General features: G+C 61.2%; 23 protein-coding genes. 11 read left to right on the plus strand and 12 right to left on the minus strand.

Annotation, left to right across the window (positions count from 1 at the left end):
- Positions 1-3: 3 nt before the first annotated feature.
- From NTD80_RS26710 to NTD80_RS26725, 4 genes are all read right to left on the minus strand, one after another.
- Positions 4-957 (minus strand): hypothetical protein, encoded by a 954-nt coding sequence (locus NTD80_RS26710; RefSeq protein WP_065908724.1) that lies wholly within the window; start codon positions 955-957, stop codon positions 4-6.
- 20 nt (positions 958-977) lie between these two features.
- On the minus strand, positions 978-2,693 hold the full coding sequence (locus tag NTD80_RS26715; RefSeq protein WP_262135509.1) for a proline--tRNA ligase: 1,716 nt from the start codon (positions 2,691-2,693) through the stop codon (positions 978-980).
- Positions 2,694-2,900: 207 nt separating this feature from the next.
- On the minus strand, positions 2,901-4,433 hold the full coding sequence (locus NTD80_RS26720) for an AmpG family muropeptide MFS transporter (RefSeq protein ID WP_065908726.1): 1,533 nt from the start codon (positions 4,431-4,433) through the stop codon (positions 2,901-2,903).
- Positions 4,434-4,476: 43 nt separating this feature from the next.
- Positions 4,477-4,791: an MGMT family protein gene (locus tag NTD80_RS26725; protein ID WP_207200899.1), complete on the minus strand. Its 315-nt coding sequence runs from the start codon at positions 4,789-4,791 to the stop codon at positions 4,477-4,479.
- A gap of 192 nt (positions 4,792-4,983) precedes the next feature.
- Between NTD80_RS26725 and NTD80_RS26730 the strand changes: the two genes are divergently transcribed.
- From NTD80_RS26730 to groL, 5 genes are all read left to right on the plus strand, one after another.
- A complete protein-coding gene (locus tag NTD80_RS26730; RefSeq protein ID WP_065908728.1) occupies positions 4,984-5,991 on the plus strand; it encodes a DUF481 domain-containing protein in 1,008 nt (335 codons plus the stop codon).
- 106 nt (positions 5,992-6,097) lie between these two features.
- A complete protein-coding gene (locus tag NTD80_RS26735) occupies positions 6,098-6,829 on the plus strand; it encodes a HugZ family protein (protein WP_065908730.1) in 732 nt (243 codons plus the stop codon).
- A 66-nt stretch (positions 6,830-6,895) separates the two neighbouring features.
- Positions 6,896-7,372: an FxsA family protein gene (locus NTD80_RS26740; protein WP_016971150.1), complete on the plus strand. Its 477-nt coding sequence runs from the start codon at positions 6,896-6,898 to the stop codon at positions 7,370-7,372.
- Positions 7,373-7,619: 247 nt separating this feature from the next.
- Positions 7,620-7,916, plus strand: coding sequence for a co-chaperone GroES (gene groES, locus NTD80_RS26745; protein WP_058414787.1), 297 nt, complete (start codon positions 7,620-7,622; stop codon positions 7,914-7,916).
- 50 nt (positions 7,917-7,966) lie between these two features.
- Entirely contained in the window at positions 7,967-9,613 is a 1,647-nt protein-coding gene (groL, locus tag NTD80_RS26750) for a chaperonin GroEL (protein ID WP_262135522.1), read from the plus strand.
- Between the two features lie 168 nt (positions 9,614-9,781).
- On the opposite strand, the gene NTD80_RS26755 is transcribed toward groL, so the two are convergent.
- On the minus strand, positions 9,782-11,731 hold the full coding sequence (locus tag NTD80_RS26755; protein ID WP_262135523.1) for an LTA synthase family protein: 1,950 nt from the start codon (positions 11,729-11,731) through the stop codon (positions 9,782-9,784).
- Positions 11,732-11,932: 201 nt separating this feature from the next.
- On the opposite strand from NTD80_RS26755, the gene colR reads away from it, so the two are divergent.
- The 5 genes from colR (at position 11,933) to NTD80_RS26780 (ending at position 15,703) form a co-directional block, all read left to right on the plus strand.
- Entirely contained in the window at positions 11,933-12,616 is a 684-nt protein-coding gene (colR, locus tag NTD80_RS26760; protein ID WP_003175870.1) for a two-component system response regulator ColR, read from the plus strand.
- Entirely contained in the window at positions 12,606-13,886 is a 1,281-nt protein-coding gene (locus NTD80_RS26765; RefSeq protein WP_065908733.1) for a sensor histidine kinase, read from the plus strand. The genes colR and NTD80_RS26765 overlap by 11 nt, the downstream gene beginning before the upstream one ends.
- 188 nt (positions 13,887-14,074) lie before the next feature.
- On the plus strand, positions 14,075-14,755 hold the full coding sequence (locus tag NTD80_RS26770) for a class I SAM-dependent methyltransferase (protein WP_065908735.1): 681 nt from the start codon (positions 14,075-14,077) through the stop codon (positions 14,753-14,755).
- A 4-nt stretch (positions 14,756-14,759) separates the two neighbouring features.
- Positions 14,760-15,479 carry a lipopolysaccharide kinase InaA family protein gene (locus NTD80_RS26775; protein WP_262135524.1) on the plus strand — a complete coding sequence of 240 codons (720 nt, stop codon included), beginning with the start codon at positions 14,760-14,762 and terminating at the stop codon, positions 15,477-15,479.
- Entirely contained in the window at positions 15,476-15,703 is a 228-nt protein-coding gene (locus tag NTD80_RS26780; protein WP_065908738.1) for a hypothetical protein, read from the plus strand. The genes NTD80_RS26775 and NTD80_RS26780 overlap by 4 nt, the downstream gene beginning before the upstream one ends.
- Before the next feature lie 54 nt (positions 15,704-15,757).
- Here NTD80_RS26780 and NTD80_RS26785 read toward each other — a convergent pair whose 3' ends face one another.
- From NTD80_RS26785 to NTD80_RS26795, 3 genes are read right to left on the minus strand one after another with little or no spacing between them, the layout of a single operon-like run.
- Positions 15,758-16,855 (minus strand): DUF1513 domain-containing protein, encoded by a 1,098-nt coding sequence (locus tag NTD80_RS26785; RefSeq protein ID WP_262135558.1) that lies wholly within the window; start codon positions 16,853-16,855, stop codon positions 15,758-15,760.
- A gap of 2 nt (positions 16,856-16,857) precedes the next feature.
- On the minus strand, positions 16,858-17,922 hold the full coding sequence (locus NTD80_RS26790; protein ID WP_065908742.1) for an imelysin family protein: 1,065 nt from the start codon (positions 17,920-17,922) through the stop codon (positions 16,858-16,860).
- A 31-nt stretch (positions 17,923-17,953) separates the two neighbouring features.
- The gene (locus tag NTD80_RS26795; RefSeq protein ID WP_262135525.1) at positions 17,954-19,393 is read right to left on the minus strand and encodes a di-heme oxidoredictase family protein; all 1,440 of its coding nucleotides are present in this window, start codon (positions 19,391-19,393) and stop codon (positions 17,954-17,956) included.
- A gap of 139 nt (positions 19,394-19,532) precedes the next feature.
- Here NTD80_RS26795 and NTD80_RS26800 point away from each other — a divergent pair, with 139 nt between their 5' ends.
- A complete protein-coding gene (locus NTD80_RS26800; protein ID WP_262135526.1) occupies positions 19,533-20,096 on the plus strand; it encodes an NAD(P)H nitroreductase in 564 nt (187 codons plus the stop codon).
- 124 nt (positions 20,097-20,220) lie between these two features.
- Here the strand turns inward: NTD80_RS26800 and NTD80_RS26805 are convergent, their stop codons facing one another.
- The 4 genes from NTD80_RS26805 to NTD80_RS26820 form a co-directional block, all read right to left on the minus strand.
- Entirely contained in the window at positions 20,221-22,359 is a 2,139-nt protein-coding gene (locus NTD80_RS26805) for a methyl-accepting chemotaxis protein (protein WP_262135527.1), read from the minus strand.
- A gap of 138 nt (positions 22,360-22,497) precedes the next feature.
- The gene (locus NTD80_RS26810) at positions 22,498-22,899 is read right to left on the minus strand and encodes a YbaN family protein (RefSeq protein ID WP_065908749.1); all 402 of its coding nucleotides are present in this window, start codon (positions 22,897-22,899) and stop codon (positions 22,498-22,500) included.
- Between the two features lie 115 nt (positions 22,900-23,014).
- A complete protein-coding gene (locus NTD80_RS26815) occupies positions 23,015-23,623 on the minus strand; it encodes a biliverdin-producing heme oxygenase (RefSeq protein WP_065908750.1) in 609 nt (202 codons plus the stop codon).
- 135 nt (positions 23,624-23,758) lie between these two features.
- A complete protein-coding gene (locus NTD80_RS26820; RefSeq protein WP_262135528.1) occupies positions 23,759-26,323 on the minus strand; it encodes a TonB-dependent receptor in 2,565 nt (854 codons plus the stop codon).
- Positions 26,324-26,341 lie beyond the last annotated feature (18 nt).

Genomic DNA, 26,341 nt, shown 5'->3' on the forward strand with positions numbered 1-26,341 from the left:
TGTTCAGCGTGCGCCAGGATCTGCGACGAGTCGCCCCGCATCCTTGGTCAGCGCCTGCAGAAACTCCTGCTGCAACTCCGGATCATTGCGGGTCAGTTCGATCAGGCTTTGTTCCAGTTCGCTGGCTTCTTCTTCCAGGCCCAGCTCCGACAGGCGTTTGACGCGGTGCACCCACTGGCTCACTTCGTCATCTTCCAGGTCGTCGTAGATCAGGCCATGGGCTTCGAGCAACTTGCCGCGCAGGGTGTTGCTGATCGCCAGGGTCGAGTCGGAATGCACGTCGTCCTGGCCATCTTCCACGCTGATCTTCAAGGTCGTGACACGGTTCAGGTCCTGCTCGGCAAACGGGCTGTCCAACAGATTCAGGCGCAGCACGCCGTTACGGTCGGTGGTCAGCTCATGGATCTGCTTGCCGGCAGTCACCTGTACCGGGCGTTCGCTCCAGGGCAGGCTCGAATACTCCACGCGCTTGTCGCGCTGGACTTCATCGATGCCTGCAAGGTTCTGTTGCGCACGGCCATGGGATTGCACGTTCATGAACGGGTTGAGGCCGTCCACGCCGTAGGTCAGCCAGTCGTGGGTCATGCTGGTCGGCAGGTTGCCGAGGGCGAAGATATTCACCACGTTGGCGCCCGCGCCGGCGACCAGGGCAACCGCGCCCAGGGGCATCTCGTAGAGTTTGCGCCAGGGCTGGTAGGGGGTGTAGCGGTCGTAACGACGGGTGACTTCGAACTCGGTGACCTCGAAGGTCTTCTGCTCGTGAATGCGGACCCGGCGTTGCGGCAGCTCCAGCACTTTGGGTTCGCCGACATCGATCTGCAGGCTATGGTCGAGCAATTTACGCTCGACCCGCTCCTCGTGCTCACTGCGTTGCGACATCTGGTTGGCGCAGCCGCTGACCAGCAGGGCGCCGCACAAGGCGGCGCCCCCCAGGGCTCTGGTGTTTCGCTTGAACATGACTTCTCTTGATCTGGTTTTCAGCGACGAATACGCGCCTGGAGGAAAGACAGCACGTCAGCCACCGGCAACGGTTGGGCTTCGGCTTCGGTCCGGCTTTTGTATTCCAGATTGCCATCGGCCAGGCTGCGGTCACTGACCACGATCCGGTGTGGGATGCCAATCAGTTCCATGTCGGCAAACTTGATGCCCGGGCTGGTTTTCTTGTCGCGGTCATCCAGCAGTACTTCAAAACCGGCGGCGGTCAGTTCGGCATACAGTTTGTCGGTAGCCTCGCGTACCTGCTCGGTTTCGTAGCGCAGCGGTACCAGGGCGATCTGGAAAGGCGCCAGGGCGTCGCTCCAGATGATGCCTTTCTCGTCGTTGTTCTGCTCGATGGCAGCGGCAACCACGCGCGATACGCCAATGCCGTAGCAGCCCATGTCCAGGGTGATCGGCTTGCCGTTCTCGCCCAGCACTTCGCACTTCATCGCCTTGCTGTACTTGTTGCCCAGCTGGAAGATGTGCCCGACTTCGATGCCGCGCTTGATTTCCAGGGTGCCCTTGCCGTCCGGACTTGGGTCACCGGCGACCACGTTACGCAGGTCGGCCACGGTCGGAACCGGCAGGTCACGCTCCCAGTTCACGCCGAAGTAGTGCTTGTCGTCGATGTTCGCGCCGATACCGAAGTCGCTCATCAGCTCGACCGAGCGGTCGATGATGATCGGCAATGGCAGGTTCAGCGGGCCCAGGGAGCCGGCGCCGGCGCCAATTGCGTCGCGCAGTTCGGCATCGGTGGCCATGACCAGCGGGCTGGCTACGCCAGGTTGCTGGGCTGCCTTGATTTCGTTGAGTTCGTGATCGCCACGGATCACCAGGGCGATCAGCTTGCCTTCTTCCTCGGCACGCACGATCAGGGTCTTGATGGTCTTTTCAATCGGCAGATTGAATTTTTCCACCAGCGCCGCGATGGTCTTGGTGTCCGGCGTGTCGACCAGGCGCAGCTCTTGCGCCGGTGCAGGGCGCGAAGTTTCGCGTGGCACGGCTTCGGCTTTCTCGATGTTCGCCGCGTAGTCGGAGCCATTGCTGAAGACGATATCGTCTTCGCCCGACTCGGCCAGCACGTGGAATTCGTGGGAGCCGGCGCCGCCGATGGAGCCGTTGTCCGCTTCAACCGGGCGGAACTTCAGGCCCAGGCGCGTGAACACGTTGCAGTAGGCCTGGTGCATGCGGTCGTAGGTGACCTGCAGGGACGCCTGGTCTGCATGGAACGAATAGGCGTCCTTCATGATGAATTCGCGGCCGCGCATCAAACCGAAGCGTGGGCGGATTTCGTCACGGAATTTGGTCTGGATCTGATACAGGTTCAGCGGCAGCTGCTTGTAGCTGCTCAGCTCGTTGCGCATCAGGTCGGTGATCACTTCTTCGTGGGTCGGGCCGGCGCAGAAGTCGCGGCCATGACGGTCCTTGAAGCGCAGCAACTCAGGGCCGTACTCTTCCCAGCGCCCGGATTCCTGCCACAACTCAGCCGGTTGGGTGCTCGGCATCAACACTTCCAGAGAGCCGGCGGCGTTCATTTCTTCACGAACGATGGCTTCGACCTTGCGCATCACCTTCAAGCCCATGGGCAGCCAGGTGTACAGGCCAGAGGCCAGTTTGCGGATCATGCCGGCGCGCAGCATCAGCTGATGGCTGATCACGACCGCGTCGGAAGGCGTTTCTTTCTGTGTGGCGAGCAAATATTGACTGGTACGCATGGTAGGCCGTTGTCGGTTGCTTGGACTTGAAATGACTTGGGATTGTACGGGCGCTTGCTGCTGGAGTACAGGCATCAGGTCGTGGTGAGGCTTCAGTTAAAGCCTTTGTGCAGGCGCTGGCTTGCCTGCGCTGGCATCACCTCGTTGTCACTGTAGACCAAGGTGTGCGCATCGCAGGCAAGCCAGCCCCTGCAGTAACCGGTCGTGTCAGTCCTCGGCCGGAGGATTCAACCGAATCCGCCGATTCTCCTGAAACCAGTGCAGCGCAATCAGGAACAGCGTCGGCACACCCAGCAGGCAGGTGATCAAGAAGAAATTGTGATACCCGAACTTCTCCACCATCACCCCCGAGTACCCACCGATCAGGCGCGGCAGCAACAGCATGATCGAGCTGAGCAGCGCGTACTGTGTGGCGGAGAACTTCAGGTTGGTCAGGCTCGACAGGTACGCGACGAAGGCCGAGGTCGCCAGCCCTGAGCTGAAGTTGTCCAGGGAGATGGTGAAAATCAACATCTGCAGGTCCGGGCCCATGTCCGCGAGTGCCACGAACAACAGGTTGGTGCCGGCCGACGCCACGCCGCCGATGAACAGGATCGGCAGGATGCCGAAGCGCACAATCAGCAGGCCGCCCATGCCGGCGCCGAGCAGGGTCATGATCAGGCCGAAGATCTTGCTGACCCCGGCGATCTGGTCCTTGGTGAAGCCCTGGTCGATGTAAAACACGTTGGCCATCACGCCCATCACCGTGTCTGACATCCGGTAGGTGGCAATCAGCCCCAGCAGCAGCAATGCCTGCCAGCGGTAACGCAAGATAAAGTCATTGACCGGCGTCAGCACCGGCGCCAGGCCACGCCGACCCATGGCCGAGAGGCACAGGGCGGTAAGGGTGATATAGAGGATGGCGCGCAGGAAGGCGCGGTCTTCCATCAGCAGTTCCCACAGGCTCATGCCGTGGAACAGCACGCTGGCAAAGTCGGTGTTGTACAGCTGGGTAAACATCGCGGGCACCGACACCAGCAGCACGATCAGTACGAACACCGACACCAGTTGATGCACGAAGCTGTAGCGCCCTGCCTGCAGCTGGGTGCGCAATGGCACATTGGGTTCGCGCATGAACAGGGTGGTCAGCAGCGCCGGGATCATCAGCACGCCGAACAGCACATAGGTGCCGGTCCATGCCGAGTGCTTATAGTTGAAACCGGTGGAACCGAAGCCTTCGGCAAAAAACAGCGCGCCGGCCGTGGCCAGCAGGGCGGCGATCCGGTAGCCGGACATATAGCTGGCAGCGAGGGCGGCCTGGCGGCTGTCGTCGGCGATTTCCAGGCGGTAGGCGTCGACTGCGATGTCTTGCGTCGCCGAGGCAAAGGCGACGATTACCGCAATGGCGATCAGCCAGGACAGGTGTTTCTGAGGGTCGCAGAACCCCATGCCGATCAATCCGAGGATCACCAGCGACTGGGCCAGCACCAGCCAGGAACGACGACGTCCGAGTTTACCGAGCAGCGGCAGGCGCCATTGGTCGAGCAGCGGCGACCACACCCATTTGAAGGCGTATGCCAGGCCGATCAGGCTCGCATAGCCGATGGTCTCGCGGGCCACACCGGCCTCACGCAACCACACCGAAAGCGTCGAGAACACCAACATGTAAGGCAAGCCGGCGGCAAAGCCGAGCAACAACAGGACTAACGTCGAGGGGCTGGCATAGGCGGCGAGCGCGGCGCGCCAGGTTTTACGGGGCATGGGCTGGAGTCTGCCTCAGATTCACGGAAACAAAGCGCGCACTCTAACCGCTGTGCTCTACCGGGCGCCAGCCATGGCGCTGAATATCCACGCGATTGTTGCGGACTGTGATGCCTTCATCGCGCAAACGCGCGCGTTGTTCGTCGCCCGAGGCACTGCCCACGGGCAGACTTATCCGACCACCGGCACCCAGCACACGATGCCAGGGCAGTTTGGTGTCCTCGGGAAGCTGGCTCAGGGTGCGCCCCACCCAGCGCGCCGCGCGCCCCAGGCCGGCCAAGTGCGCCAACTCGCCGTAACTCACCACGCAACCTGGCGGGACCTGCGCCAATGTCAGGTACAGCGCGGTGCGGCGCATTTCGGCGGGGCTTTGCGGCGTTTCGGCGGTTGGATTCACTGGGGTCTATCCGTAGGGAGTGGCGGTCTATCTGTAAGAAACGTCTGAGAACATGGCGATGAGCATGGAACTCAACCTGAATCCTTGAGTCAGTCCTAGCTATCTAACACGATAAGTGCCCCTTTTCGCCAACCTTGAGCCTCTTACTTGCTTATGTTGTCCAGAACCCTGCTGTGCCTCGCTGTTTTCAGCGCCTCCTCGCCCTTGCTGGCCGATACCGTCTGGTTGAAGAACGGTGACCGCCTGACCGGCAAGATCAAGGTCTTCGACGGTGGCAAATTGCTGATCCAGACCGATTACGCAGGCGCCATTCCGGTCGACTGGAAACAGGTGAAAACCCTGGAGAGCGATCAGGAACTGCTGGTCAAGCAGGATGCCTACACCGGCGAGAAGGCCAAGTCGCTGAAAGCGGCGGACGATGGCAAGGTGGTCCTGGCCAATGGCGAAGCGCCCAAGACCGTCGAATTGGCGAGCATCCAGCAGATCATCAAGCCCAAGCCTGTGATCGAAGACCTGGTGTGGAAAGGCAATGTCGACCTGGCACTGGACTACAAGCGTGCCGACAAGGACACCAACGACTACGATGTCGACTTCAAGACCACCGCACGGCATGGCCAGTGGCGCCATACCGGGCAGGGCGAATACAACCGCGAGTTCCAGGACGACGTGACCACCACCGACAACTGGGCGCTGGAATACGACCTCGACCGGTTCATCACCGAGCACTGGTTCTGGCAGGGCCGCCTGACCTACAAGCGCGACAAGGTTGAAGACCTGTCCCGTCAACGCACTGTCGGTACCGGCCCGGGCTATCAGTTCTGGGACGACGAGTTGGGCGCGTTCTCCCTCGGTTCGCTGGTCAACCGCACCGACTACGAATACGCCGATGGCGGCAAGGACAACTTCTATTCCCTGGCCATGAAGTGGAACTACAACCGCTACCTGGTAGGCAAGACGGTCGAGTTCTTCACCAGCGGCGAGGTGGGCAAGCCGCTGTCCGGGCCGGCCGCCTATTCCCTGGATTCGGAAATAGGCCTGCGCTACAAGGTCACCGAGTGGGCCTCGCTCAACCTCAAGGCCGAGCGCGACATTATCAGCGGCGACTCGGAAAGCAGCCTGAGCAAGACCCGCTACACCGCAGGCTTCGGCGTGGCCTGGTAATCCGGCCGCGTAAAACCCGCTTGGCAACCTTTGCTGATATTGATTACCTTGTGTTGAGATCCATTCCCATATGCTATGGGCGGCCGCATACCCGAGGAGTCATACGTTGAGCACGCACGTTGCCAAGAACGCCCGAGAGCTGTTGCTCAAGGAATACCGTGGGGCTCTCTCCACATTGTCCAAGGCCATGCCTGGCTTTCCCTTCGGTTCGGTCGTGCCCTATTGCCTGGACGAGCAGGGCCGCCCGCTGATCCTGATCAGCCGTATCGCCCAGCACACCCATAACCTGCAAAAAGACCCCAAGTGCTCGCTGCTGGTCGGCGAGCGCGAAGCGGACGATGTGCAGGCAGTGGGGCGCCTGACTTACCTGGCCGAAGCCGAGAAACTCGAAGACGGCGCTGCCATCGAGGCGGCCGCCGAACGTTATTACCGCTACTTCCCCGATTCGGCCAACTATCACAAGGCCCACGATTTCGACTTCTGGGTGCTCAAGCCGGTGCGCCATCGTTATATAGGTGGCTTTGGCGCGATTCATTGGGTCGACCAGCTGACCCTGGCCAATCCGTTCGCGGGCAAGGCCGAGCGCAGCATGATCGAGCACATGAACAGCGATCACACCAAGGCCATCGCCCACTACGTCGCCCTGACCGGCTTGCCCACCTTCGAGCCTGCGCAATTGGCCGGTATCGACAGCGAAGGCATGCACCTGCGTATTGGCCAATCGCTGCACTGGTTGCCTTTCGCAACGTCTTGCAACACGCCGACACAAGTACGCGAAGCCCTGGTTTCATTGGCCCATGCCGAGGTCTGGCCGAAAAAAGCCAGCGCTGACGCTTGAATTCACGAAATGGCGACGTCATCTAAGGTGGACTAGCAAGGCATTCTTGCGTTGAGGAACCATTTGATGCGCCCTTTTTTGTTGCTCTTTCTGCTGTTCCCGGTGTTGGAGCTGTTCGTATTCGTACAAGTCAGCAGTGCAATCGGCTTTTTCCCGGCGCTGCTGCTGATTATTCTCGGCTCGATGCTCGGCGTTCTGGTGCTGCGTGTCGCCGGCCTGGCCACGGCACTGCGTGCGCGTGAAAGCCTGAACCGCGGCGAGTTGCCGGCCCAGACCATGCTCGAAGGCCTGATGATGGCTCTGGCGGGCGGCCTGTTGATCCTGCCGGGCTTTATCAGCGACGTGGTCGGCCTGGTCATGTTGCTGCCGGTCACCCGCAAGCTGCTGGCCGGCAAGATGCGCCAGCGTGCCGAAGAAGCTGCGATTCGCCAGCGTGCATTCGCCGATGACCTGCAACCTCGTGGTGGCCCGGCTCCGCGCCAACCCCTGGGGCGCGAAGGTGATGTGATCGAAGGCGAGTTCGAGCACCGCGACAGTAAATAACCGCTTCATTGCCACGGCACCTTCGGGTGCCGTGTTGCATTTATAGGCGGGCAGATGCAAAAAATTTCCTGCCCGGGCCCTTGTAATAACCTTATGCGCCCTTATGTAACGGTCACCGCAAGGTTTCTGGTGGCGACACCAGACAGACTTCCGCGTCTTGCTTGGCGAGGCGCGACCGGCACAGCCGGAATACAACCCGCCGGTACCGATACCGGCCGATGAAAAACACAATTAGGAGAGATCGACAATGAGCAAGCTTCGTCCTCTGCACGACCGCGTCGTTATCCGTCGCAGCGAAGAAGAAAAGAAAACCGCTGGCGGTATCGTTCTGCCAGGTTCGGCTGCTGAAAAAGCCAACCACGGTGTGATCGTCGCTGCAGGCCCAGGCAAGACTCTGGAAAACGGTGAAGTGCGTGCGCTGGCCGTTAAAGTCGGTGACAAGGTTGTATTCGGCCCTTACTCCGGCAGCAACACTGTGAAAATTGACGGCGAAGACCTGCTGGTAATGGCTGAGAACGAGATTCTCGCTGTACTGGAAGGCTGATTTTCCCGCTCATTTTTCCGTTACTCCAAAGAATTTAAGGAATATCGATCATGGCTGCTAAAGAAGTTAAATTCGGCGATTCCGCCCGTAAGAAAATGCTCACCGGTGTCAACATCCTGGCTGACGCAGTAAAAGCGACCCTGGGCCCGAAAGGCCGTAACGTGATCATCGAGAAGAGCTTCGGCGCTCCGACCATCACCAAGGACGGCGTTTCCGTCGCCAAAGAAATCGAACTCGAAGACCGTTTCGAAAACATGGGCGCGCAGCTGGTCAAAGACGTTGCCTCCCGTGCCAACGATGACGCAGGCGACGGCACCACCACCGCTACCGTCCTGGCTCAGTCGATCGTCAACGAAGGCCTGAAAGCCGTCGCTGCCGGCATGAACCCGATGGACCTCAAGCGCGGTATCGACAAGGCCACCATCGCCGTTGTTGCCGAGCTGAAAAACCTGTCCAAGCCATGCGCTGACACCAAGGCTATCGCTCAGGTAGGCACCATCTCCGCCAACTCCGACAGCTCCATCGGCGACATCATTGCCGAAGCCATGGAAAAAGTCGGTAAAGAAGGCGTGATCACCGTTGAAGAAGGCACTGGCCTGGAAAACGAACTGTCGGTTGTAGAAGGCATGCAGTTCGACCGTGGCTACCTGTCCCCGTACTTCGTCAACAAGCCAGAAACCATGGTTGCCGAGCTGGAAAGCCCGCTGATCCTGCTGGTCGACAAAAAGATCTCCAACATCCGCGAAATGCTGCCAGTACTGGAAGCCGTTGCCAAAGCCGGCCGCCCACTGCTGATCGTTTCCGAAGACGTTGAAGGCGAAGCCCTGGCAACGCTGGTTGTGAACAACATGCGTGGCATCGTTAAAGTCGCAGCCGTCAAGGCTCCAGGCTTCGGCGACCGTCGCAAGGCCATGCTGCAGGACATCGCCGTATTGACCGGCGGTACCGTTATCTCCGAAGAGATCGGCCTGAGCCTGGAAAGCGCCACCCTGGAAAACCTGGGTAGCGCCAAGCGCGTGACCATCTCCAAGGAAAACACCATCATCGTTGACGGTGCTGGCGTTGACGGCGACATCCAGTCGCGTATCACCCAGATCCGCGCCCAGGTTGCCGAAACTTCCTCGGACTACGACCGCGAAAAACTGCAAGAGCGTCTGGCCAAGCTGTCCGGCGGCGTTGCAGTGATCAAGGTTGGCGCTGGTTCCGAAGTTGAAATGAAAGAGAAGAAAGCCCGCGTTGAAGACGCCCTGCACGCAACCCGCGCAGCCGTCGAAGAAGGCGTGGTACCTGGCGGTGGCGTTGCGCTGATCCGTGCTCTGGAAGCGCTGGTTGACCTCAAAGGCGACAATGCTGATCAGAACGTCGGTATCGCTGTTCTGCGTCGCGCCGTTGAATCCCCACTGCGTCAGATCGCTTCCAACAGCGGCGACGAGCCAAGTGTTGTGGTCAACGAAGTGAAGAACGGCAAAGGTAACTACGGTTACAACGCTGCAACCAGCGAATACGGCGACATGGTGGAAATGGGCATCCTGGACCCAACCAAAGTGACCCGTTCCGCGTTGCAGGCAGCCGCTTCGATCGCTGGTCTGCTGCTGACCACCGAAGTTGCGATTGCTGACAAGCCGAAGGCTGAAGGCTCGGCTGGCGGCGGTATGCCAGACATGGGCGGCATGGGTGGCATGGGCGGCATGATGTAAGCCAGCTTTACCCCCGTACTGAAAAAGCCCCGCCTGCAGTGATGCAGGCGGGGCTTTTTTATGGGAGCAGGATTGTCCGGATCCATGCTTGCTGGTGAGAGAGGGCTTGGCCGCGACGAGAGGTGTGCCAGTCACACTGCTATCGCGGGCCAGCCCGCTTCTGCGGGGTCAGCGTTCGCTCAACTGTGGCGCCGCTGGCTTCGGCGGCTTCCAGCTCAGCAATTGCTGCTTGAACCCATAACTGGCGGCCTGATAATAGGTGATCGCCCGTTGGATCAATGGATCATCACTGCCCACCCGGACTTCCTGGCTCGCCGCCAAGGCTTGATAGTGACGACGCAAACCCAGGCGCGGGCTGAGAATCGCCAGGTCCTGGCCATCAAACAGCCCCAGGTGCTGGTAGTTGCCGACCACCACGCGCGGTGGCAGTGGATTGTCCTGCAACAGGTTGCGGCCAAAGAAGGTTGATTCATAGCTCAAGTTGATCAGCCCCAGCAGCGTCGGCGCCAAGTCGATCTGGCTGGCCAGTTGTGCGGTTTCGCGGGCGTCGATCAGCTTCGGTGCATAGATAAACAGCGGAATCTGGTAGTTGCTGATCGGCAGGTCTTCCTTGCCGGCGCTGCCGGCCGTGTGGTCGGCGACGAACACAAAGATCGTGTTATCGAACCAGGGCTTCTGCCGGGCCGCCTCGAGGAATTCGCCAATGGCATGGTCGGTGTACTTCACCGCGCCGTCGCGACCATTGCCGGATTTGATATCGATGCGCCCATCCGGGTAGGTGTAGGGGCGATGGTTGGAGGTGGTCATCAGTTGCAGCAAAAACGGTTGCTGCTTGGCGTAATCGGCATCGGCCAGTTTCAGGGTTTGGCGATAAAGGTCTTCGTCGGCCATGCCCCAGGCATTTTTAAACGAAATTTCCGCTTCGGGCATGCTGCTCTGGTCGACCACCCGATAACCGTTGCCGCTGAAAAACGCGTTCATGTTGTCGAAGTAACCCCGCCCGCCGTAGACAAACACACTGTCGTAGCCAATCGCACTGAGTTGTTGCCCGAGGCTGGCAAAGCCGCTTTCCCGGCCGATGCGCTTGACGATCGAGCGGCCCGGCGTGGGGGGAATCGCCAGGGTGATCGCCTCCAGGCCACGGTCGGTACGGGTGCCGGTGGCATAGAAGTTACTGAAGTACAGGCTCTGTTTACGCAACGCATCGAGGTTGGGCGTGAGGTTGCGCCCATCGCCATTGCTGCCCATGTATTTGGCGCTGAAACTTTCGATGGTCACCAGCACGATGTTGGGTTTGCGCGGTGTTCCAGGATTGGTGATCGCGCGCCGGATATCCAGCGGGTCCTGATCGATGAAGCGCGCGTTGGGCTCACTCAGTTCCGCGCGCAACTGTTTGGCGACCACCTCGGTGGGCAGGCTTTGGTAGAACTGTGAATAGTCCAGCTCGTTATTGCGGAAGGCGGCGAAAAACTGGTACGGGCCATTGCTCGCCAGCTCGTTCTTGTACGCGTTGCCGCCCTGGGTGCGTGGGCTGTCCTGGCTGATCAGTTGCAGGCTGAGGCCGGCGACAACCAGCAGCGCCAAGGCATTCACCACACGGCTACGCAGCGCAGGCAGCGGCGCGTTCATTGCGGCATTGAACGGCTTGCGCAACACCACGCTGAAGACAATCGCGAGCATCGCCAGCAGGCTCAGCAGTTTGCCGATCGGATAGGACTCCAACAGGTTGTTCAACACCTCATCGGAATACACCAGGTAATCGACGGCAATGAAGTTGAAGCGCACGCCGAACTCATCCCAGAACAGCCACTCGGCCGCCGACGTGAACAGCATGGCAAACAGGCTGACGGTGAGCACCGCCTGCAGGAACCAGCGGTGGCCGCGGCGGCGCCACAGGGCCGGTGGGCACAGCAGCAGATACAGCCCCAACGGCAGTGCCGCATAGGCCAAAAACCCCAGGTCGTAGAGCAGGCCCACGCCAAACACCGGCAGCAGATTGCCGCCGACTTCATCCAGGTGAGCGATGAGCAGCACGCTGCGCGTGAGCAGGAATACCACTAGCCAGGCACCGGTTATCAACAGCAAATAGCGCATTGGCGCTGTTTTGACAAAACCCATGTCTATGTTCCTTATATCAATGGGGGGCGATCTTCGCCCTGACACCGTAGTCAATTTGTGAAGCTATAGTGAAAAACTCGTTCGGCCTATCAATCAGTTGAAAACCTTTATCGACGGGCCTTTCAGCTCTATCCCTGAGCCACACTTGGCCTTAAGCTGCGCGAGCCAACACGGCCGTTACCGCGTACGGAGACACTGCCCATGCGAATTTTATTGGTTGAAGACAACCGCGATATTCTGGCCAACCTGGCGGATTACCTGGGGCTAAAAGGCTATACAGTCGACTGCGCGCAGGACGGTCTGTCGGGCCTGCACCTGGCCGCCACCGAACATTACGACTTGATCGTGCTCGACATCATGCTGCCCGGCATTGATGGCTACACCTTGTGCAAACGCCTGCGTGAAGACGCGCGTCGCGACACGCCGGTGATCATGCTCACCGCCCGCGACCAGTTGGATGACCGGCTGCAGGGCTTCAAGTCCGGCGCCGATGACTACCTGCTCAAGCCGTTTGCCCTGTCGGAATTGGCCGCGCGCATCGAAGCCGTGCTGCGCCGTGCCCAGGGTGGCGGTCGCCGTGCCCTGCAAGTGGGTGACCTGAGCTACGACCTCGACACCCTTGAGGTGACCCGCGAAGGGCGCCTGCTCAAGCTCAACCCGGTGGGCCTGAAACTGCTCGCGGTACTGATGCAGAAGAGCCCGCATGTACTGCGCCGGGAAATCCTCGAAGAGGCGCTGTGGGGCGATGATTGCCCGGACAGCGACAGCCTGCGCAGCCACGTGCACCAGTTGCGCCAAGTGATCGATAAGCCGTTCGCCAAGCCGTTGCTGCAGACGGTGCATGGTGTGGGCTATCGCCTGGCCGAGGGCCGAGATGGAGTTTAAGCAAAGCCTTGCGCAGCGGATCATCATCGCCTTTGCCTTGATGAGCGCGTTGGTGGCGGGAGCCTTCGCCATGGGCATCGTCGCGACGGTGCACCTGGTAGAAGAGAAGTTGATTTCGGCAGGCCTCGGCGGTGACTTGCAACGCCTGTTGCTGATGGACACTGTCGAAGATTGGCGGCACCGACCCGAACCGGACCAGCTGTTTTACTTCAGCGGCGGGCCGGGCGATTTCGAATTGCCCAAGGACCTGCGGCATCTGGAACCGGGCTTTCACGAGGTGTTTCGTGAGGCGCTGTCGTACCACGCCATGGTCGAAGTGGTCGATGGCCGGCGCTATGTGTTGCTGCAGGATCAGAGCGATTTCGAAGAGCGTGAGCGCGTATTGTTTGCGGTGGTGCTGGTGGGCTTCGTGCTCAGCCTGGCGCTGGCGGTATTCCTCGGCTGGGTGCTGGCCCGCAAGGTGATGGCGCCGGTGGTGCGCCTGGCCCGCCAGGTGCGACATCGCGATCAGTTACTCGGTCTGGCGCCGCCGCTGGCGCCGGACTACGCAGCCGATGAAGTCGGTGAGTTGGCCGTGGCCTTCGATGCCACCCTGGGGCGTCTGCGCCAGGCGTTGTCCCGCGAACAGTTGTTTACCAGCGATGTCAGTCACGAATTGCGCACGCCCTTGATGGTGCTGGCCAGTTCTTGCGAATTGTTGCTGGAAAACCCGGCCATCGATCAGCGCGGGCGCAACCAGGTTGAGCGCATCGCCCGAGCCTGTGAGGAAATGCGCGAACTGGTGCAGACCTTCCTGATGCTGGCCCGTGCCGAACATGACGATGGCACCATGTCGCCGCAGGTCAGCCTGGAGCAGGTCGCCGACGACTTGCTCGGTATCTGGCGCGAACCCATCGAGCGCAAGGGCCTGGAATTGATCTACCAGCGCGGCAACCCGCTGGACACGCGCTACAACGCCACCTTCCTGCATGCGGTGATGGGCAACCTGCTGCGCAATGCCTTGCACTACACCGAGCAGGGGTTCATCCGCCTGACCCTGGAGCCGAGTGGCTTCGTGGTCGAGGACACCGGCGTGGGCATCCCTGAAGACAAGCGCGAAGCCATGTTCGAGCCTTTTGTGCGCGGCAACGAAAAGCGCGGCGATGGCCTGGGCCTGGGTCTGTCGCTGGTGCAGCGCATCTGCGAGAACCAGGGCTGGAGCGTCAGCCTGAGTACCATGGAGCCGAATGGCTGCCGCTTTCATGTCGAATTGAGTCAGGTCAAACCCTGATCCCATCCCCTGCCGCTATCCTGCCGAAGTACCCCGTACTTCGGCGAAGGTGGCCCCATGCTATTGCTTGTGTCTGTAAAGTCTTGAAATGTATGAGATTGGACAGGACAAGTTTTTCACAACGGGTTGACCTGGTGATCACAGCTCGCTGAATAAGGTTGTAGGCATCAGCAACTGGAGATCCGTTGATGTCTACCCCGATCAAGCTCGAATTTTCCGAAAAGTACGACGATCAGCACGCCCACGAATATTTGCTCAAGCATCAGGACAATTTGGCTCGCCGGTTGTCCCACAAACGCGACGAGCAATTGGCCCGTGGCGCACTGGCGATGGCCGGTGAGCCTGGCCTGGTGCTGGACCTGCCGTGCGGTGCCGGACGTTTCTGGCCGCTGCTGGCTGAAAAACCCAATCGCGTGATCATCGGTGCCGACAATTCGGCCTCGATGTTGAAGGTGGCGACGGTCGCCCAGCCGGCGGATGTGGTGAAACGGGTACGGCCCTTGCAGACGTCTGCTTTTGATATTGATTTGCCGGACAACTCGGTCGACAGCATTTTCTGTATGCGCCTGCTGCACCACATTGGTGATCCGGCGCATCGGCTGGCGATACTGCGGGAGTTTCAACGCGTTACCCGCGACAGCGTGATTATTTCGCTGTGGGTCGATGGCAATTTCAAAGCGTGGAAACGCAAGCGTCTCGAAGGACAGCGTCGCGAAAAAGGTGAGCAGGAAGGTTACCAAAACAGATTTGTGTTACCGGCTGCTACTGTTGAAGCAGAGTTTGAGCAGGCCGGTTTTCGTGTTCAGGAATCCCTGGACTTCATACCGCTCTACGCCATGTGGCGAGTGTATGTATTGCGCAAGAGGTAACAGGATGGCAGTTGAGTGCGTAGCAGGCAGTGATGTAGCGCCCGAAGAACGCTTCGATTATTTCTGGCGCCAGCAGGGCGAGTGGGTCGAGGAACCCAATCGTCGGCGTGGTGGTGAAAGTGGTGTGCAGCGAGTAACGAGTGCGAATGGCCGTTTGCTCTACAGCAAGCGCCAGACCGGACACATCTACCGCAGCTGGCTGCACCCCTTCGGACGCCCCACCGTGCTTCGCGAGCGGGATGCACTCAAGGGCCTGCGCCTGTTGGATGTACGCGTGCCGGAAATGGTCTTTTGCGAAGCACGTCGCGACCCCGAGCACCGTTGGAAGGCATTGCTGGTCACGGCCGCCCTGGAAGGCTTCGACGAGATTGAAAACTGGTACGCCGCCGGTGGTCGCGAACAGTATGGCGAGTTGGTCCACGAGCGCCTGCTCAAGGAATTGGCTGGCACCCTGGCGCGTATGCACAAAGGGCGCTGGCAGCATGGTTGCCTGTACATCAAGCACATTTTCGTGCGCGTGACCGGTGAAGGCGACTCGGCCAATGTGGAAGTGGCACTGCTGGATTTCGAGAAATGCCGCCAGCGCCTGACCGCTTATCGCGCGGCTTCCCATGACATGCTGCAACTGCGCCGCCATTCGTCGTGGAACAGTACAGACTGGGAAAAACTCAGCTACTTTTATGAGACGGCGTTTGGCAGCGCTATCAAGGGTTTAACCAGATGAAGCTAGAAATAGCACGAGGTCTGTTCCTGGTTGGGGCGATGGGCGTTGCAGCCCTGGCCCTGGCAGCGTGGGAACAGCCTCGCACACAAGTACTCAGCGCGGTGCAAGGTGGCGGGCAATGCCTGTTGCCGCGCGTCGCCAAGGCGAGTGTGGCGGTCAAGCCTGATCATGAGTTGCTGTTGTTCATGTTTGGGATGTCTCAAGGGATGAGGCCGCAGAGTTGAAACGATTCAAACCCCCGAAACAGGGCCTTGCGATGCGAGGCCCTTTTTTTTGCTTCAAATCAGGTGCAGATGGTTATCCCAAAGCCCCGCCGGCAATTCCAGCGGTTTGGCAACCAGCTGTTTCTGCCGGCAATCGTAGAACCGGCAACGGCCCTGGCCTGAGGTAACGATAAACCCATCCGCCACCGCGCCGACCCCGGCGCAGTCGGGCAACGGCCCATCCAGGCGCAGCTCGGCGCTGTCCATGTCCCAGATGAAGAAGCGGTTGCCCCGTGGTGCGGTCAACGCCACCAGGCGCAATTCGCTGTGCACCGCGACACTGGCGGTGTAATGCCCCATCGCCTGTAACTGCTCATCGGCCACCGGGAACGCCACGAACGGCTGCCCCGGACGCTTGATCGCCAGCAGCTCGGAACGCTCCTGGGACGCGCCCATGAACTGCTGGCCGGTGAGGATCGTGCCATCGCTGGCGATCCCCATATGGCGCACGCTGTTCATCTGTTGGCCGAGGGTTTCCTTGCTGATCAGGCTGCCATCGCGGTGCATCAGCACCAGGCTTGGCTCCATCGCATTGAGGTTCATCTCCACGCGGCTTTCGGCTTCGGTACGAATGCCGCCGTTGGCCACCACCAGGGTCTCGCCGTCGGGCATCCACGACACCTGATGCGGGCCGATACCGTGCGTCGAGATTTCGCCACTGTGCACCAGCCGCTCACCTTCGAACGCGTACACACCGAGCAGGCCACGGCCCGGGTCGGAGGTGTCGTTCTCGGTGGCATACAGCCAGTCGCCGCTCTTGTGAATCACCGCGTGGCCATAGAAGTGGCGATTGGCATGCGAGGTGATGGTCTGCAGCAGCGTGCCATCACGCAGGTCGATCAGGTAGCTCTCGGTGCCCGGGCGACGGGCGACAAACAGTGCAATCGGCAGTGTCGGGTGGTTGATGATGTCGTGGCACCGCTGGCCGACCTGGGTGGCAAATACCGGCTTGCCATCCAGCCGATAACCCACGGCATAGTGGTTGCCGTCCGCATCATCGCGCGCCGACAGCAGCAGCGGGCCCTTGTCTTTCTGCTTGAACAGCGTCCAGCCACCCAGCGTGAGAGCACTGAGCAGCACGCTGCCAACCGCCAAAGCCTGTCGCCTGAGCATCATCAGTCACCGTCGTTGGCGTTAAAGCCCAGTTGGATGCCCAGCGCCTTGGCCAGTTCACCTTCGTGCAGGCGGTGGACGACGTTGAGGCTGTCGTAGATATCGTTGAGCTGCTGACGCCCGGCGTCATCGTTCAACAGTTCGTTGAGGCTGCGCTGGTTGCTGGCGAACAGTTTCAGCGAGGCCGCATAGGCGGCGTCGATCTTGTCGGCCAACGGCTTCTGTTCGGACGGCAGCAGGCCACGCAGGCCCTTGTTGTCGACGCCAACCCACACGGTCTGGGCGGCGGCGAGGCTGGCTTCGAGGCTTTGCAGGGACGACTGGCTGCGCCATGCATCGGCCTGGAACGGCTGCGGGATGCCCTTGGTCTGGCGGCCCATCGGCGTGCCGAGCTTTTTCTTCAGGGTGTCCAGGGCGGTCACCTGGACGCGCAGCAGATCGGCAATCGCTTCGTGGGAATCGGCGTAGCGCTGGTTGGGAAACTTGGTCATCTGCGCGAGCATGCCGTCGGTGCTGTTCCAGCTGGCCAGGATCTCTTCGGCGAGGGCTTTCTGGCGTTCGCCAATGGCCACCAGCAGCGGGCAGTAGCGGGCTTTCTGGGCTTCGTCGGCGACGTCGGTCTTGGCGTCATAGAGGATGTATTCGTAAGCCGACAGGCCTTGCACCACGACACTGGACTTGGCCAGGGCGGCGGCGTCGATCTGCGGTTGGGCGATGACCAGTTGCTCGACCTGGCGACCCACCAGGTTCTTCTTGTCCGGCCAGAACTGGATCTGCCAGGCGCGGTTGCCTTCGGCCAGTGGGCCGATCAGCAGCGGTTGCAACTCGGCCCAGGCTTTTTGCGCATGGAGGAAGTCGGCGCGGGCGGTCTCCAGGCTTTCCTTGCCCTGGCAGTAGGCCAGGGCGCTGACGGCCAGTTGGCGGTCGGCTTCAACCCAGCGGCTGTAGGTCGGCAGGATCACTTGCTTGGCGATCGCCGCCGAGGTCACGGCTTGTGGATCCTGGGGCGAGCAGGCGCCGAGGGCGAGGGCGGCCAGGCTGGTGAACAACAACTTGGGACGAAACATGTCGAGCTCCCTTCTGTAATTGGGGCGAAGCTTATAAAGAATTCAGGAACGCCAGCAACGCAGCGCGCTGCTCGGCATTGAAGGACAACACATGCTGCTGCGCCGCTTGCGCTTCACCGCCGTGCCACAGCACGGCTTCGAGCAGGTTGCGGGCGCGGCCGTCATGCAGGAACTGGGTGTGGCCACTGACGGTCTGCGTCAGGCCGATGCCCCACAACGGCGCTGTGCGCCAGTCGCGGCCACCGGCCTTGAATTCGCTGCGGTTGTCGGCCAGGCCTTCGCCCATGTCGTGCAACAGCAGGTCGCTGTAGGGACGGATCACCTGGTTGGCCAACTCAGGTTCGGCCGCCGTGGCTGGCGTGGTGAATGATGGCTTGTGACAGCCCTGGCAGCCGGCCTGGTAGAACAGGTTTTTCCCGGCCAGCACCTGCGGCGCGTTGACGTCGCGGCGTGCCGGCACGGCAAGGTTGCGCGTGTAGAACAGCACCAGGCGCAGGATGTTGTCGCTGACTTCCTGCTCGCCATCGGCGCCATTGCCGTTGGGCGCCTGTTTGCAGGCGACTTGCGCATCGGTGCAGTCATCAAAGGGTCTCAAAGACGTGGTGAGGCCCATATCACCAGAAAACGCGTGAACATTTTGTTGATTGAGGTTGGGTTGCCCGGCTTTCCAGCCAAAGCGCCCGAGCACGGTTTTTTGTTCGGCGTCGTCCCAGACCCAATTGGCGCGGCCGACGATGGCTTCTTTGTCGGCGGTCTTCGGGTCGGTGTTGCGCAGGATATCGGCGTCGGTGATGGCTTCGAGCAGGCCCAGGCCAATCATCGGCGGGGCGATGCGCGCGGAGAAAAGTGTGTCCGGATGCATCGGGCCATAGCCGAGCTGGGTGATCTGCAGGTCCGGTTTGCGCAACTCGACCACGCTGCCGTCCTTGAAGGTCACCTTGACCGGCGTGTAGTCGACGCGCACCTTGCCTTCCGGTGCGACGCCCGGCACGGCCATGTCCTGCAGCTGCCCGCCATACACCGGCTCGGGCACCACGCCGACCTGCTCGATGAGCTTGGCGTAGGACGGCTGCTCCTGGATAGACAGGGGGATCGACAGGCGCACCAGCATCGACACCGCATTGGCCGCGTCGGGCAGCGGCGGGTGGCCACGGCCGTCCTTGATATGGCAGTTCTGGCAGGCGTTGGTATTGAACAGCGGACCCAGGCCATCGCGTGCGGTGGTGGTGGACGGCGCGATGACCCACGGGCTGCGAAAGAAGCTGTTGCCGACGCTGAAGTCCAGGCGGCGCGTGGGCGACAGGTTGGCCGATGGCAGGGAGAACGCGTTCTGGTCGCGCTTGTTCACCGTCGTCGCGCCGCCGGCACGCGCTTCACCAGGCTCTGCCTGGGTGAAACGTGGGGCGTCATCGCAGGCAGTCAGGCTTAAAGCCATCACTGCTGCGGACAGGCGAAAAAGCGAACCGAACATCAGGTTTCCTGAACGAAGGCTGAAAATATGGGCGCAAAGTCTAACAGGGCAGGGCGCAATGAATAAGAGCAATTATCGTTTGCTCGAATCCGATTCATTCCCGCTAGAATGACCGCACATTTTTTTCTGGAGGTGGCCAATGCAGGCTCTCGACGCTTTGCTCAACCGTGTTTCCGTGCCGCGTCTACTGGAACCGGCACCGACCCAGGAGCAGCGTGATGTGCTGTTCGCCGCGGCCATGCGCGCGCCCGACCATGGTCAACTGCGCCCTTGGCGGTTCCTCACCGTAGAGGGTGCCGCCCGTGAGCAGATGGGCACCCTGCTGGCCGAAGCCGCGCGCCTGCAAGACCCCGACGCTGCGCAAGCGGTCATCGACAAGGCCCAGAACGGCCCGTTGCGCGCGCCGCTGGTGGTGGTGGTGATTGCCCGCCTGCAGGAACACTTCAAGGTGCCCAAGTCCGAACAGCTGTTGGCAGCCGCCTGCGCGGCCCACGGTATTCTGCTGGCGGCCTATGCCCAGGGGATTGGTGCGGTGTGGCGCACGGGTGAACTGTCCTACTCGGCTCATGTCGCCAAAGGCCTGGGGCTGACGGCGGATGAGGAAGTGATTGGCTTCCTTTATTTGGGGACACCGCAGAACCCACCGCGTACGGCGCCGAAGGAAGATGTGGCGGCGTTTGTGCAGGCCTGGACGGGTCTCTAAGCAGTAGGCGGTCAAAATGTGGGAGGGGACTTGCCCCCGATGACTGAGTGTCAGTCTACTTATCTGTAGCTGACACACCGCTATCGGGGGCAAGCCCCCTCCCACATTTGACCGTTGGTGTGTCTTACACCTTGAACTGATCCATGAGTTTCATCTGCTGGCTGGCCAATGCATTGAGTTGGCTGCTGATGGCCGCCGACTCGGTGGCCTGGCCGGTGAGGGTTTCGGTCACGCCGCGAATCGCCGAGACGTTGCGATTGACCTCTTCGGCCACGGCGCTCTGTTGCTCGGCGGCGCTGGCGATCTGCAGGTTCATGTCGCTGATTACCGTCACGGCATCGCTGATCTTGCCCAAGGCTTGCACTGCCTGATGAATCTGCCCGGCATTGCTCTGGGCTTGGTGCTGGCTGGAGTGCATGGTCGCCACCACGCCGCGGGTGCCGCTCTGGATCCGTTCGATCACCAGGCGGATTTCCTCCACGGAGTCCTGGGTACGCTTGGCCAGGTTGCGCACTTCGTCGGTGACGACCGCAAAGCCGCGCCCGCTTTCGCCGGCCCGGGCCGCTTCGATTGCCGCATTGAGGGCCAGCAGGTTGGTCTGTTCGGCGATGCTGCGGATCACTTCCAGCACTGAACCGATCTGCTCGCTGTTGACGGCCAGGGCTTCGACTTCACCCACGGCCTTGCTGACTTCCTCGGCGAGGGTGGTGATGTCGCGGGTGCTCTGCTCGATGATCGACATGCCTTCACGCGCCGACTGATCGGCGCCGCGTGCCGCGCTGGCGGCATTCGATGCACTGTTGGCAACGTCATGGGCGGTGGCGCTCATCTCGTTGGAGGCGGTGGCGACCTGGTCGATTTCGCGGAATTGCACCTGCATGCCTTCGCTGGTCTGGCGCGCGATGGCCGAGGATTGGTCAGCGGTACCACGCGCCTCGGTGATGCTTTGCTTGATCTGCGCAATGGTCGGTTGCAACTTGTCGAGGAAGCGGTTGAACCAGTTCACCAACTCGCCCAGTTCATCGTGCTTGGCGTAGGCCAGGCGCTGGGTGAGGTCGCCGTCACCACTGGCGATGTCCTTGAGCATCGCGGCCACGCCGTTGATCGGCCGGGTCACACCGGTGGCCGTCAGCCAGATCAGCAGCAGGCCCAGCAAGCCGGCGGCGGCGCCTACCAGCAGCGCCTTCAAGGTGCCCGAGGCCTGAGCCTTGTCGAGCAGCGCCTGCAGCTTCACGGTGTCGGCCAGCATCACGTCCTTGGGCAGCTTGATCACGACGCCCCAGGACTTGGCATCGGCAATCGGCTTGACCGGGTACACCGCGCGAATCGTGTCGTCCTGCGCGCGGATCATGCGGGTGTCACTGGCCAGCAGTTGCACGATTTCCTTGCCTTCGGCACCGAGGGTATCGATCAGGTTTTTCCCGACTTTGGCCGGTTCACCGCTGTAGGCCGCGATCAAGCCGCTGCTGGCGAGAATCTCCAGGTGCGCGGCACTGTTGAACAAGTCTTTCTGTGCCGCATCGGTGGCCGCTTGCAGGGCGGTGAGGGCGATGTCGATGCCGACCACGCCGATGACTTTGCCGTCCACCAGCAGTGGCAGGGAAAGGGTGGTCATCAGCACCGGTTTGCCGGCCACCGTATCTTCGTACGGGTCGAGCAGGCAAATACGGCGGGTATCCCGTGGGCAGGTGTACCAGATGTTGTAGGGCGTGCCGCTGAGGTTGAGGGTGGTCTTGGTCAGGTCGTCCTCGACCATGATGGTGTTCAAGCCTTCGCCACCGGCGCGGCTCCAGTAACTGGAGAAGCGGCCTTTTTCGTTGGAGGCGCGTGCCTTGTCGTCGACGAATTCGCTGTCCTTGCCATCCAGCCCATTGGGTTCGAACGACAGCCAGATACCCAGCACCTTGTCATTGCGTTCGAAGGCGGTTTTCAGGCTCTGGTTGAGTTCTTCGCGCAAGGCGCCGGGCGCGAGGTCGCGCTTGGCTGCCAAAGTGCGCAGGTCTTTGATCTGGTCGCCGAGGGCGACCACGGCGACCAGGCTGTCGCCGAAGGTTTTCTGCAATTGCACGGCTTGCTCGGCGGCCTTGGCCTGCAACAGTTGTTCGACACTGGCGGTGAGCATGTGCGAGCTGGAATCGCTGACCAACTGATCATTCTGAGCGGTGTTGTAGAGGTTGATGCTGACGACCAGCGCAATCACCCCCAACAGGCAAAGGCCGGACAACAGCACGATTTTCAGGCGGATGGAGAGGGTGTTGAACATAGCTCACTCGCGAATGGACTTGTTGGATGGCACGCAGTGCAGGCCAAGTCCATTCAGCGCTATGTCTGGAACATCGGCGTAACAAATCATTTCATGAGAAGCAGGCGATGAGCGGTAGGAAAACGGCTACAGCCAGTGTTACGCGGGCTCCGCAAGCCGTTCAGGGCGTGACCAGATCCACAGGTTGCCCAGGCTCATGCCGGCAATGGCCAGGTAGATCGGCCAGCCATGATCGAGCATCACCAGCATCAGGATGGCGCACAGCAGCATGCTCACCGTGGCGCTGACCTTGGCTCGACGCGCGATGATCTTGCCGTTGCGCCAGTTGAACAGGATCGGGCCGAACAGGCGGTGGTTTTCCAGCCAGGCGCTCAGGCGCGGCGAGCTTTTGGTCGCGGCCCACGCGGCCAGCAGGATGAACTCGGTGGTCGGCAAGCCCGGTATGACAATCGCCACCAATCCGATGCCCAGGCTGACGTAGGCCAGCAGGCCGAAAAGGATCTGTGCGATTTTCGAGGTGGATTGGGTTTTGCCGGTCATGGGAAGCAATTTGCAGAAGGAAAGGGTTGCTTACTCTGTAGGAACTGGCTTGCTGGCGATGGCGTCCGTGAAGTTGCTATCGCCGGCAAGCCTGTTCCTACCGAGGGGGTTCGAGTCAGGCCAGTTCAGGGGCGCTAGCGTACGCCTGTTCCAGCAACACGGTGAAGCGCACAAACGCGTCGATCGCACCTTTTTCCACTGCGGCTTCCTCTTCGGCGCTGAATTCCAGGCCGTCCAGGGTACGAGTAAAGCTTTTCCAACCTTCGGCACGACCGCCGGCCGGCTCACCCAGGTGGCGTGCACCGAAGGTTTCGCTCAGGCCCAGGCCCACGGCGCGCTTGATCAGGAACGCAGCACCCAGCTTGGAGCCTTCGGACACGAACAGCCAGCCCAGGGCTTCGGCCTTGCTCGGGTTCTTCACCGCACCGGCGACCGGCGCCGGCACGTCTGTGTCCAGGTCGCCCAGGTCCAGCTTGGCGGCTTCGGCGCGGCAGCGCTCGGCCAGGTCCGGCACGATCTTGATCAGTTCGGCATCGTTGTAGAGGCTCACCAGTTCCGACTGGAACAGGTACTGCGCGACCACGAAGCGGGCGAAGTTGGCTTGGGTTTCAAACGGGGCGTGTGCCTTGACCAGTGCGTCCAGCTTGGTGTGTGGCTCGTTGGTGATCTGGTTCAGGCGCTGGGAGCGCAGGCTCGGGCGTTCTGCGGTAGAGGAAGCGGTCATGAAAAAGTCCTTGAGAAGAGGAGCGCCTTGGTGCTCTGAAAGAGAGCTGTTATCAACTAGACGAACAAGAAGACGCGGCACAGTAAAAAATCCTCACCCCGGCGCTGAAAATCGACGAGGTGAGGGTGGGCGTTATCAGATATCCCAGATCACGTTGATCGCAAAGTTGCGACCGGGCTGGGTCAGGCGGTCAAGGTTGGCGGGCGCGGTCACACCGGCTTCGCCGACGCCGTCGTAGCTGCGCACGTCATCCCAGTTCCAGTATTTCTTGTCGGTCAGGTTGTACAGGCCGCCGTTGATGGTCACGTCGTTGGTGACCTTGTAGAAGCCGGTCAGGTCGACGATGCCAAAGCCGGGCGTCTTGAAGGGCGCGCCAGTGCTGCCGTCGGGCGCATGGAAGGTGGTGCTGTCGACGCGATCCTGCTTCTTCACCAGGGTCCAGCTGACCAGCGCCCCGTATTGCGCTTGCTCATAGCCCAGGCCGAAGACGCCCTTGAGCGGGTTGACGCTGTTGAGCGGTTCGCCATTGTCGTCGTTGCGGCCATAGGTGTAGCCAACCGAGCCCTGGGTGTACAGGCCTTGCGGTGCGCCGAAGGCGTCCAGGTCCAGGCGCCCTTTGGCTTCGACCCCCTTGATGGTCGCGTGCTTGATATTGTTGGCTTCGAATTGCTGTGCGGTGCCGCCGGCGACGGAGGCGTCCTCGTCGATGAAGTCGCGGTATTTGTTGTAGAACACTGCGATATCAAACGAACCGGAATCGAAGTTGCCGCGAATCCCGGTTTCCACGCCCTTGCTGCTTTCTGGCTTGAGATTCGGGTTGGGCTCGACGGTGTAGCCCTGCTGCAGGTTTTCAAAGCGGCCGTACAAGGCTTTGGCCGACGGGGTGCGGAAGCCTTCAGCGTATTGGCCGAACCAGGTGTACTGGTCGGTCAGCGCATAGGTCAGGCCGAATTTCGGCGTGACGCGGTGCCAGGTTTTCTCCTTGTCACTGTGGGCGTAGATCCGCGTCGGGTCGACGGTGTTGAGGAACTCATCCGTCAACTTGGGCTTGAGTTGGGTGTAGTCGTAGCGCACGGCGGGCAGGAAGGTCCACTTGTCCCAGGTGATCTGGTCCTGTGCGAACAGCGAATACGTGTTGATGGTCGGGTCCGGGAAATCACTGGCCTTCTTCACGCTGTCGCTGGCGATCGGGCTGGGTGCGCCGATGGCCGTGCAACCGCCGCCGACAGCCAGGCAGGTCGCGGCGCCTTCGCGGGAGCCGGTGACCTTCTGCTGCTTGAGGGTGGTGCCGTAGGTCACTTGGTGATCGGTTTCGCCGATGCTGAAAGCCTTGTCCAGCTGGGCATCGAAGACCCACTGCTTTTCTTCGTACAGGGTCTCGCGGGTGCGCAGGACTCGGCGGGACGGCTGGTAGATCTCGGCGGTGGACTGGTCCGTCTTGGCGATCTGGTAGTTGAGGCTGGTCTTGATCTGATCGGCTATCGGTGAGTCCAGGGCGAAGCGGTTTTCGATGCCAAAACGCTCGCGGGTGATGGTGTCGTTGCCCGAACGAGCCCGGTAGAAATTGAAGCCGCGTCCGCCGGTGAACGGACCGCCCACGGCATTCATGAGGTTGACGTCGCGATCGTCCTTGTACTTCTCGTACGTCAGGCCGAGGCGATTGTCATCACCATAGTTCCAGCCCAGCTTGGCCAGCACGTTGGTCGTGCGCGCGTCTTCCGGGTTGGCGCCGGTGCGGGCCAGGCCGGTGGCATTGTTGCCGTCGTAGGACTCCATCTCGTGGCCATTGCGCTGGCTCAGGTGCAGCAAACCGTCGACGTCCTGCACACGGCCGGCGACGGTGCCGGAAGTCAGCCAGCTGTCGTCGGCGGAGCTGTAGCCGGTCTTCAGGCGGGCGCCGACGTCCTGGCCGGGCTTGATGATGTCATCGGGATCGAGGGTGAAGTAGCTCACCGCGCCACCAATCGCGCTGCTGCCGTACAGGGCCGAGGCCGGGCCGCGCAGGATCTCCACGCGCTTGACGATTTCGGGGTCGACGTAGTTGCGGCGGGTCTTGGCGTAGGGGCCGTTGAAGAAGTTGTCCGGCACTTCCACGCCGTCGACCTGAGTGAGGATGCGGTCGCCGTCGATGCCGCGAATGTTGTAGCCCGAATTGCTCGAGCGGCCACCGGCACCGCCCACCGAGACGTTGGGTTCGTAACGCACCAGTTCACGAATGGTATTCACGTTCTGGCGGTCCAGCTCTTCGCGTTCCTGCACGGTCACGGTGCTCGGTACGCTGCTGATGTTCTGCTCATTCCGGGTGGCGCTGATGGTGACCTGTTGCAGGTTGAGGGCGCCGCCCGCCGCGCGCTTTTCCAGCACGATGTTGTTGCTGCTTAGTTTGCGGTAGCTCAGGTTGGTCCCCACCAACAGCCGGTCCAGGGCTTTCTCGGCTGACAACGGGCCGCGCACGCCCGGGGACGACACACCCTGGCCGAGTTCCGCCGGCAGGCCGACTTGCCAGCCGGTCACCGCGGTGAAGGCGTTGAGCGCCGAGACCAGCGGCTGTTGCTCGATGGTGAAGGTGTAATTGCCGTGGCTGCGCTGCACCGGTTCAGCGGCGGTGGCCGCCATGACCGGCGTGCCGGCCAGCAGGATGGCCGCAGTCAGCAGGGACAGGACGGGCGAAGAGGGCCGGCGGTTGAAACGAGAGGACATCGAGAGCGCTCCGGAAGG

This window comes from Pseudomonas sp. 13B_2.1_Bac1 (assembly GCF_025466155.1).
Taxonomy (GTDB): Bacteria; Pseudomonadota; Gammaproteobacteria; order Pseudomonadales; family Pseudomonadaceae; genus Aquipseudomonas; species Aquipseudomonas aylmerensis.

What these genes read in the sequence shown, in the direction of transcription:
- NTD80_RS26775 (WP_262135524.1), top strand. Translation starts at nt 14,760, where the DNA reads ATGGCAGTTGAGTGCGTAGCAGGCAGTGATGTAGCGCCCGAAGAACGC.
- NTD80_RS26715 (WP_262135509.1), bottom strand. Translation starts at nt 2,693, where the DNA reads ATGCGTACCAGTCAATATTTGCTCGCCACACAGAAAGAAACGCCTTCC.
- NTD80_RS26785 (WP_262135558.1), bottom strand. Translation starts at nt 16,855, where the DNA reads ATGCTCAGGCGACAGGCTTTGGCGGTTGGCAGCGTGCTGCTCAGTGCT.
- NTD80_RS26765 (WP_065908733.1), top strand. Translation starts at nt 12,606, where the DNA reads ATGGAGTTTAAGCAAAGCCTTGCGCAGCGGATCATCATCGCCTTTGCC.
- NTD80_RS26795 (WP_262135525.1), bottom strand. Translation starts at nt 19,393, where the DNA reads ATGTTCGGTTCGCTTTTTCGCCTGTCCGCAGCAGTGATGGCTTTAAGC.
- colR (WP_003175870.1), top strand. Translation starts at nt 11,933, where the DNA reads ATGCGAATTTTATTGGTTGAAGACAACCGCGATATTCTGGCCAACCTG.
- NTD80_RS26725 (WP_207200899.1), bottom strand. Translation starts at nt 4,791, where the DNA reads ATGCGCCGCACCGCGCTGTACCTGACATTGGCGCAGGTCCCGCCAGGT.
- NTD80_RS26800 (WP_262135526.1), top strand. Translation starts at nt 19,533, where the DNA reads ATGCAGGCTCTCGACGCTTTGCTCAACCGTGTTTCCGTGCCGCGTCTA.
- NTD80_RS26730 (WP_065908728.1), top strand. Translation starts at nt 4,984, where the DNA reads ATGTTGTCCAGAACCCTGCTGTGCCTCGCTGTTTTCAGCGCCTCCTCG.
- NTD80_RS26820 (WP_262135528.1), bottom strand. Translation starts at nt 26,323, where the DNA reads ATGTCCTCTCGTTTCAACCGCCGGCCCTCTTCGCCCGTCCTGTCCCTG.
- NTD80_RS26810 (WP_065908749.1), bottom strand. Translation starts at nt 22,899, where the DNA reads ATGACCGGCAAAACCCAATCCACCTCGAAAATCGCACAGATCCTTTTC.
- NTD80_RS26805 (WP_262135527.1), bottom strand. Translation starts at nt 22,359, where the DNA reads ATGTTCAACACCCTCTCCATCCGCCTGAAAATCGTGCTGTTGTCCGGC.
- NTD80_RS26815 (WP_065908750.1), bottom strand. Translation starts at nt 23,623, where the DNA reads ATGACCGCTTCCTCTACCGCAGAACGCCCGAGCCTGCGCTCCCAGCGC.
- NTD80_RS26710 (WP_065908724.1), bottom strand. Translation starts at nt 957, where the DNA reads ATGTTCAAGCGAAACACCAGAGCCCTGGGGGGCGCCGCCTTGTGCGGC.
- NTD80_RS26755 (WP_262135523.1), bottom strand. Translation starts at nt 11,731, where the DNA reads ATGGGTTTTGTCAAAACAGCGCCAATGCGCTATTTGCTGTTGATAACC.
- NTD80_RS26720 (WP_065908726.1), bottom strand. Translation starts at nt 4,433, where the DNA reads ATGCCCCGTAAAACCTGGCGCGCCGCGCTCGCCGCCTATGCCAGCCCC.
- NTD80_RS26790 (WP_065908742.1), bottom strand. Translation starts at nt 17,922, where the DNA reads ATGTTTCGTCCCAAGTTGTTGTTCACCAGCCTGGCCGCCCTCGCCCTC.
- groES (WP_058414787.1), top strand. Translation starts at nt 7,620, where the DNA reads ATGAGCAAGCTTCGTCCTCTGCACGACCGCGTCGTTATCCGTCGCAGC.
- NTD80_RS26740 (WP_016971150.1), top strand. Translation starts at nt 6,896, where the DNA reads ATGCGCCCTTTTTTGTTGCTCTTTCTGCTGTTCCCGGTGTTGGAGCTG.
- NTD80_RS26780 (WP_065908738.1), top strand. Translation starts at nt 15,476, where the DNA reads ATGAAGCTAGAAATAGCACGAGGTCTGTTCCTGGTTGGGGCGATGGGC.
- groL (WP_262135522.1), top strand. Translation starts at nt 7,967, where the DNA reads ATGGCTGCTAAAGAAGTTAAATTCGGCGATTCCGCCCGTAAGAAAATG.
- NTD80_RS26770 (WP_065908735.1), top strand. Translation starts at nt 14,075, where the DNA reads ATGTCTACCCCGATCAAGCTCGAATTTTCCGAAAAGTACGACGATCAG.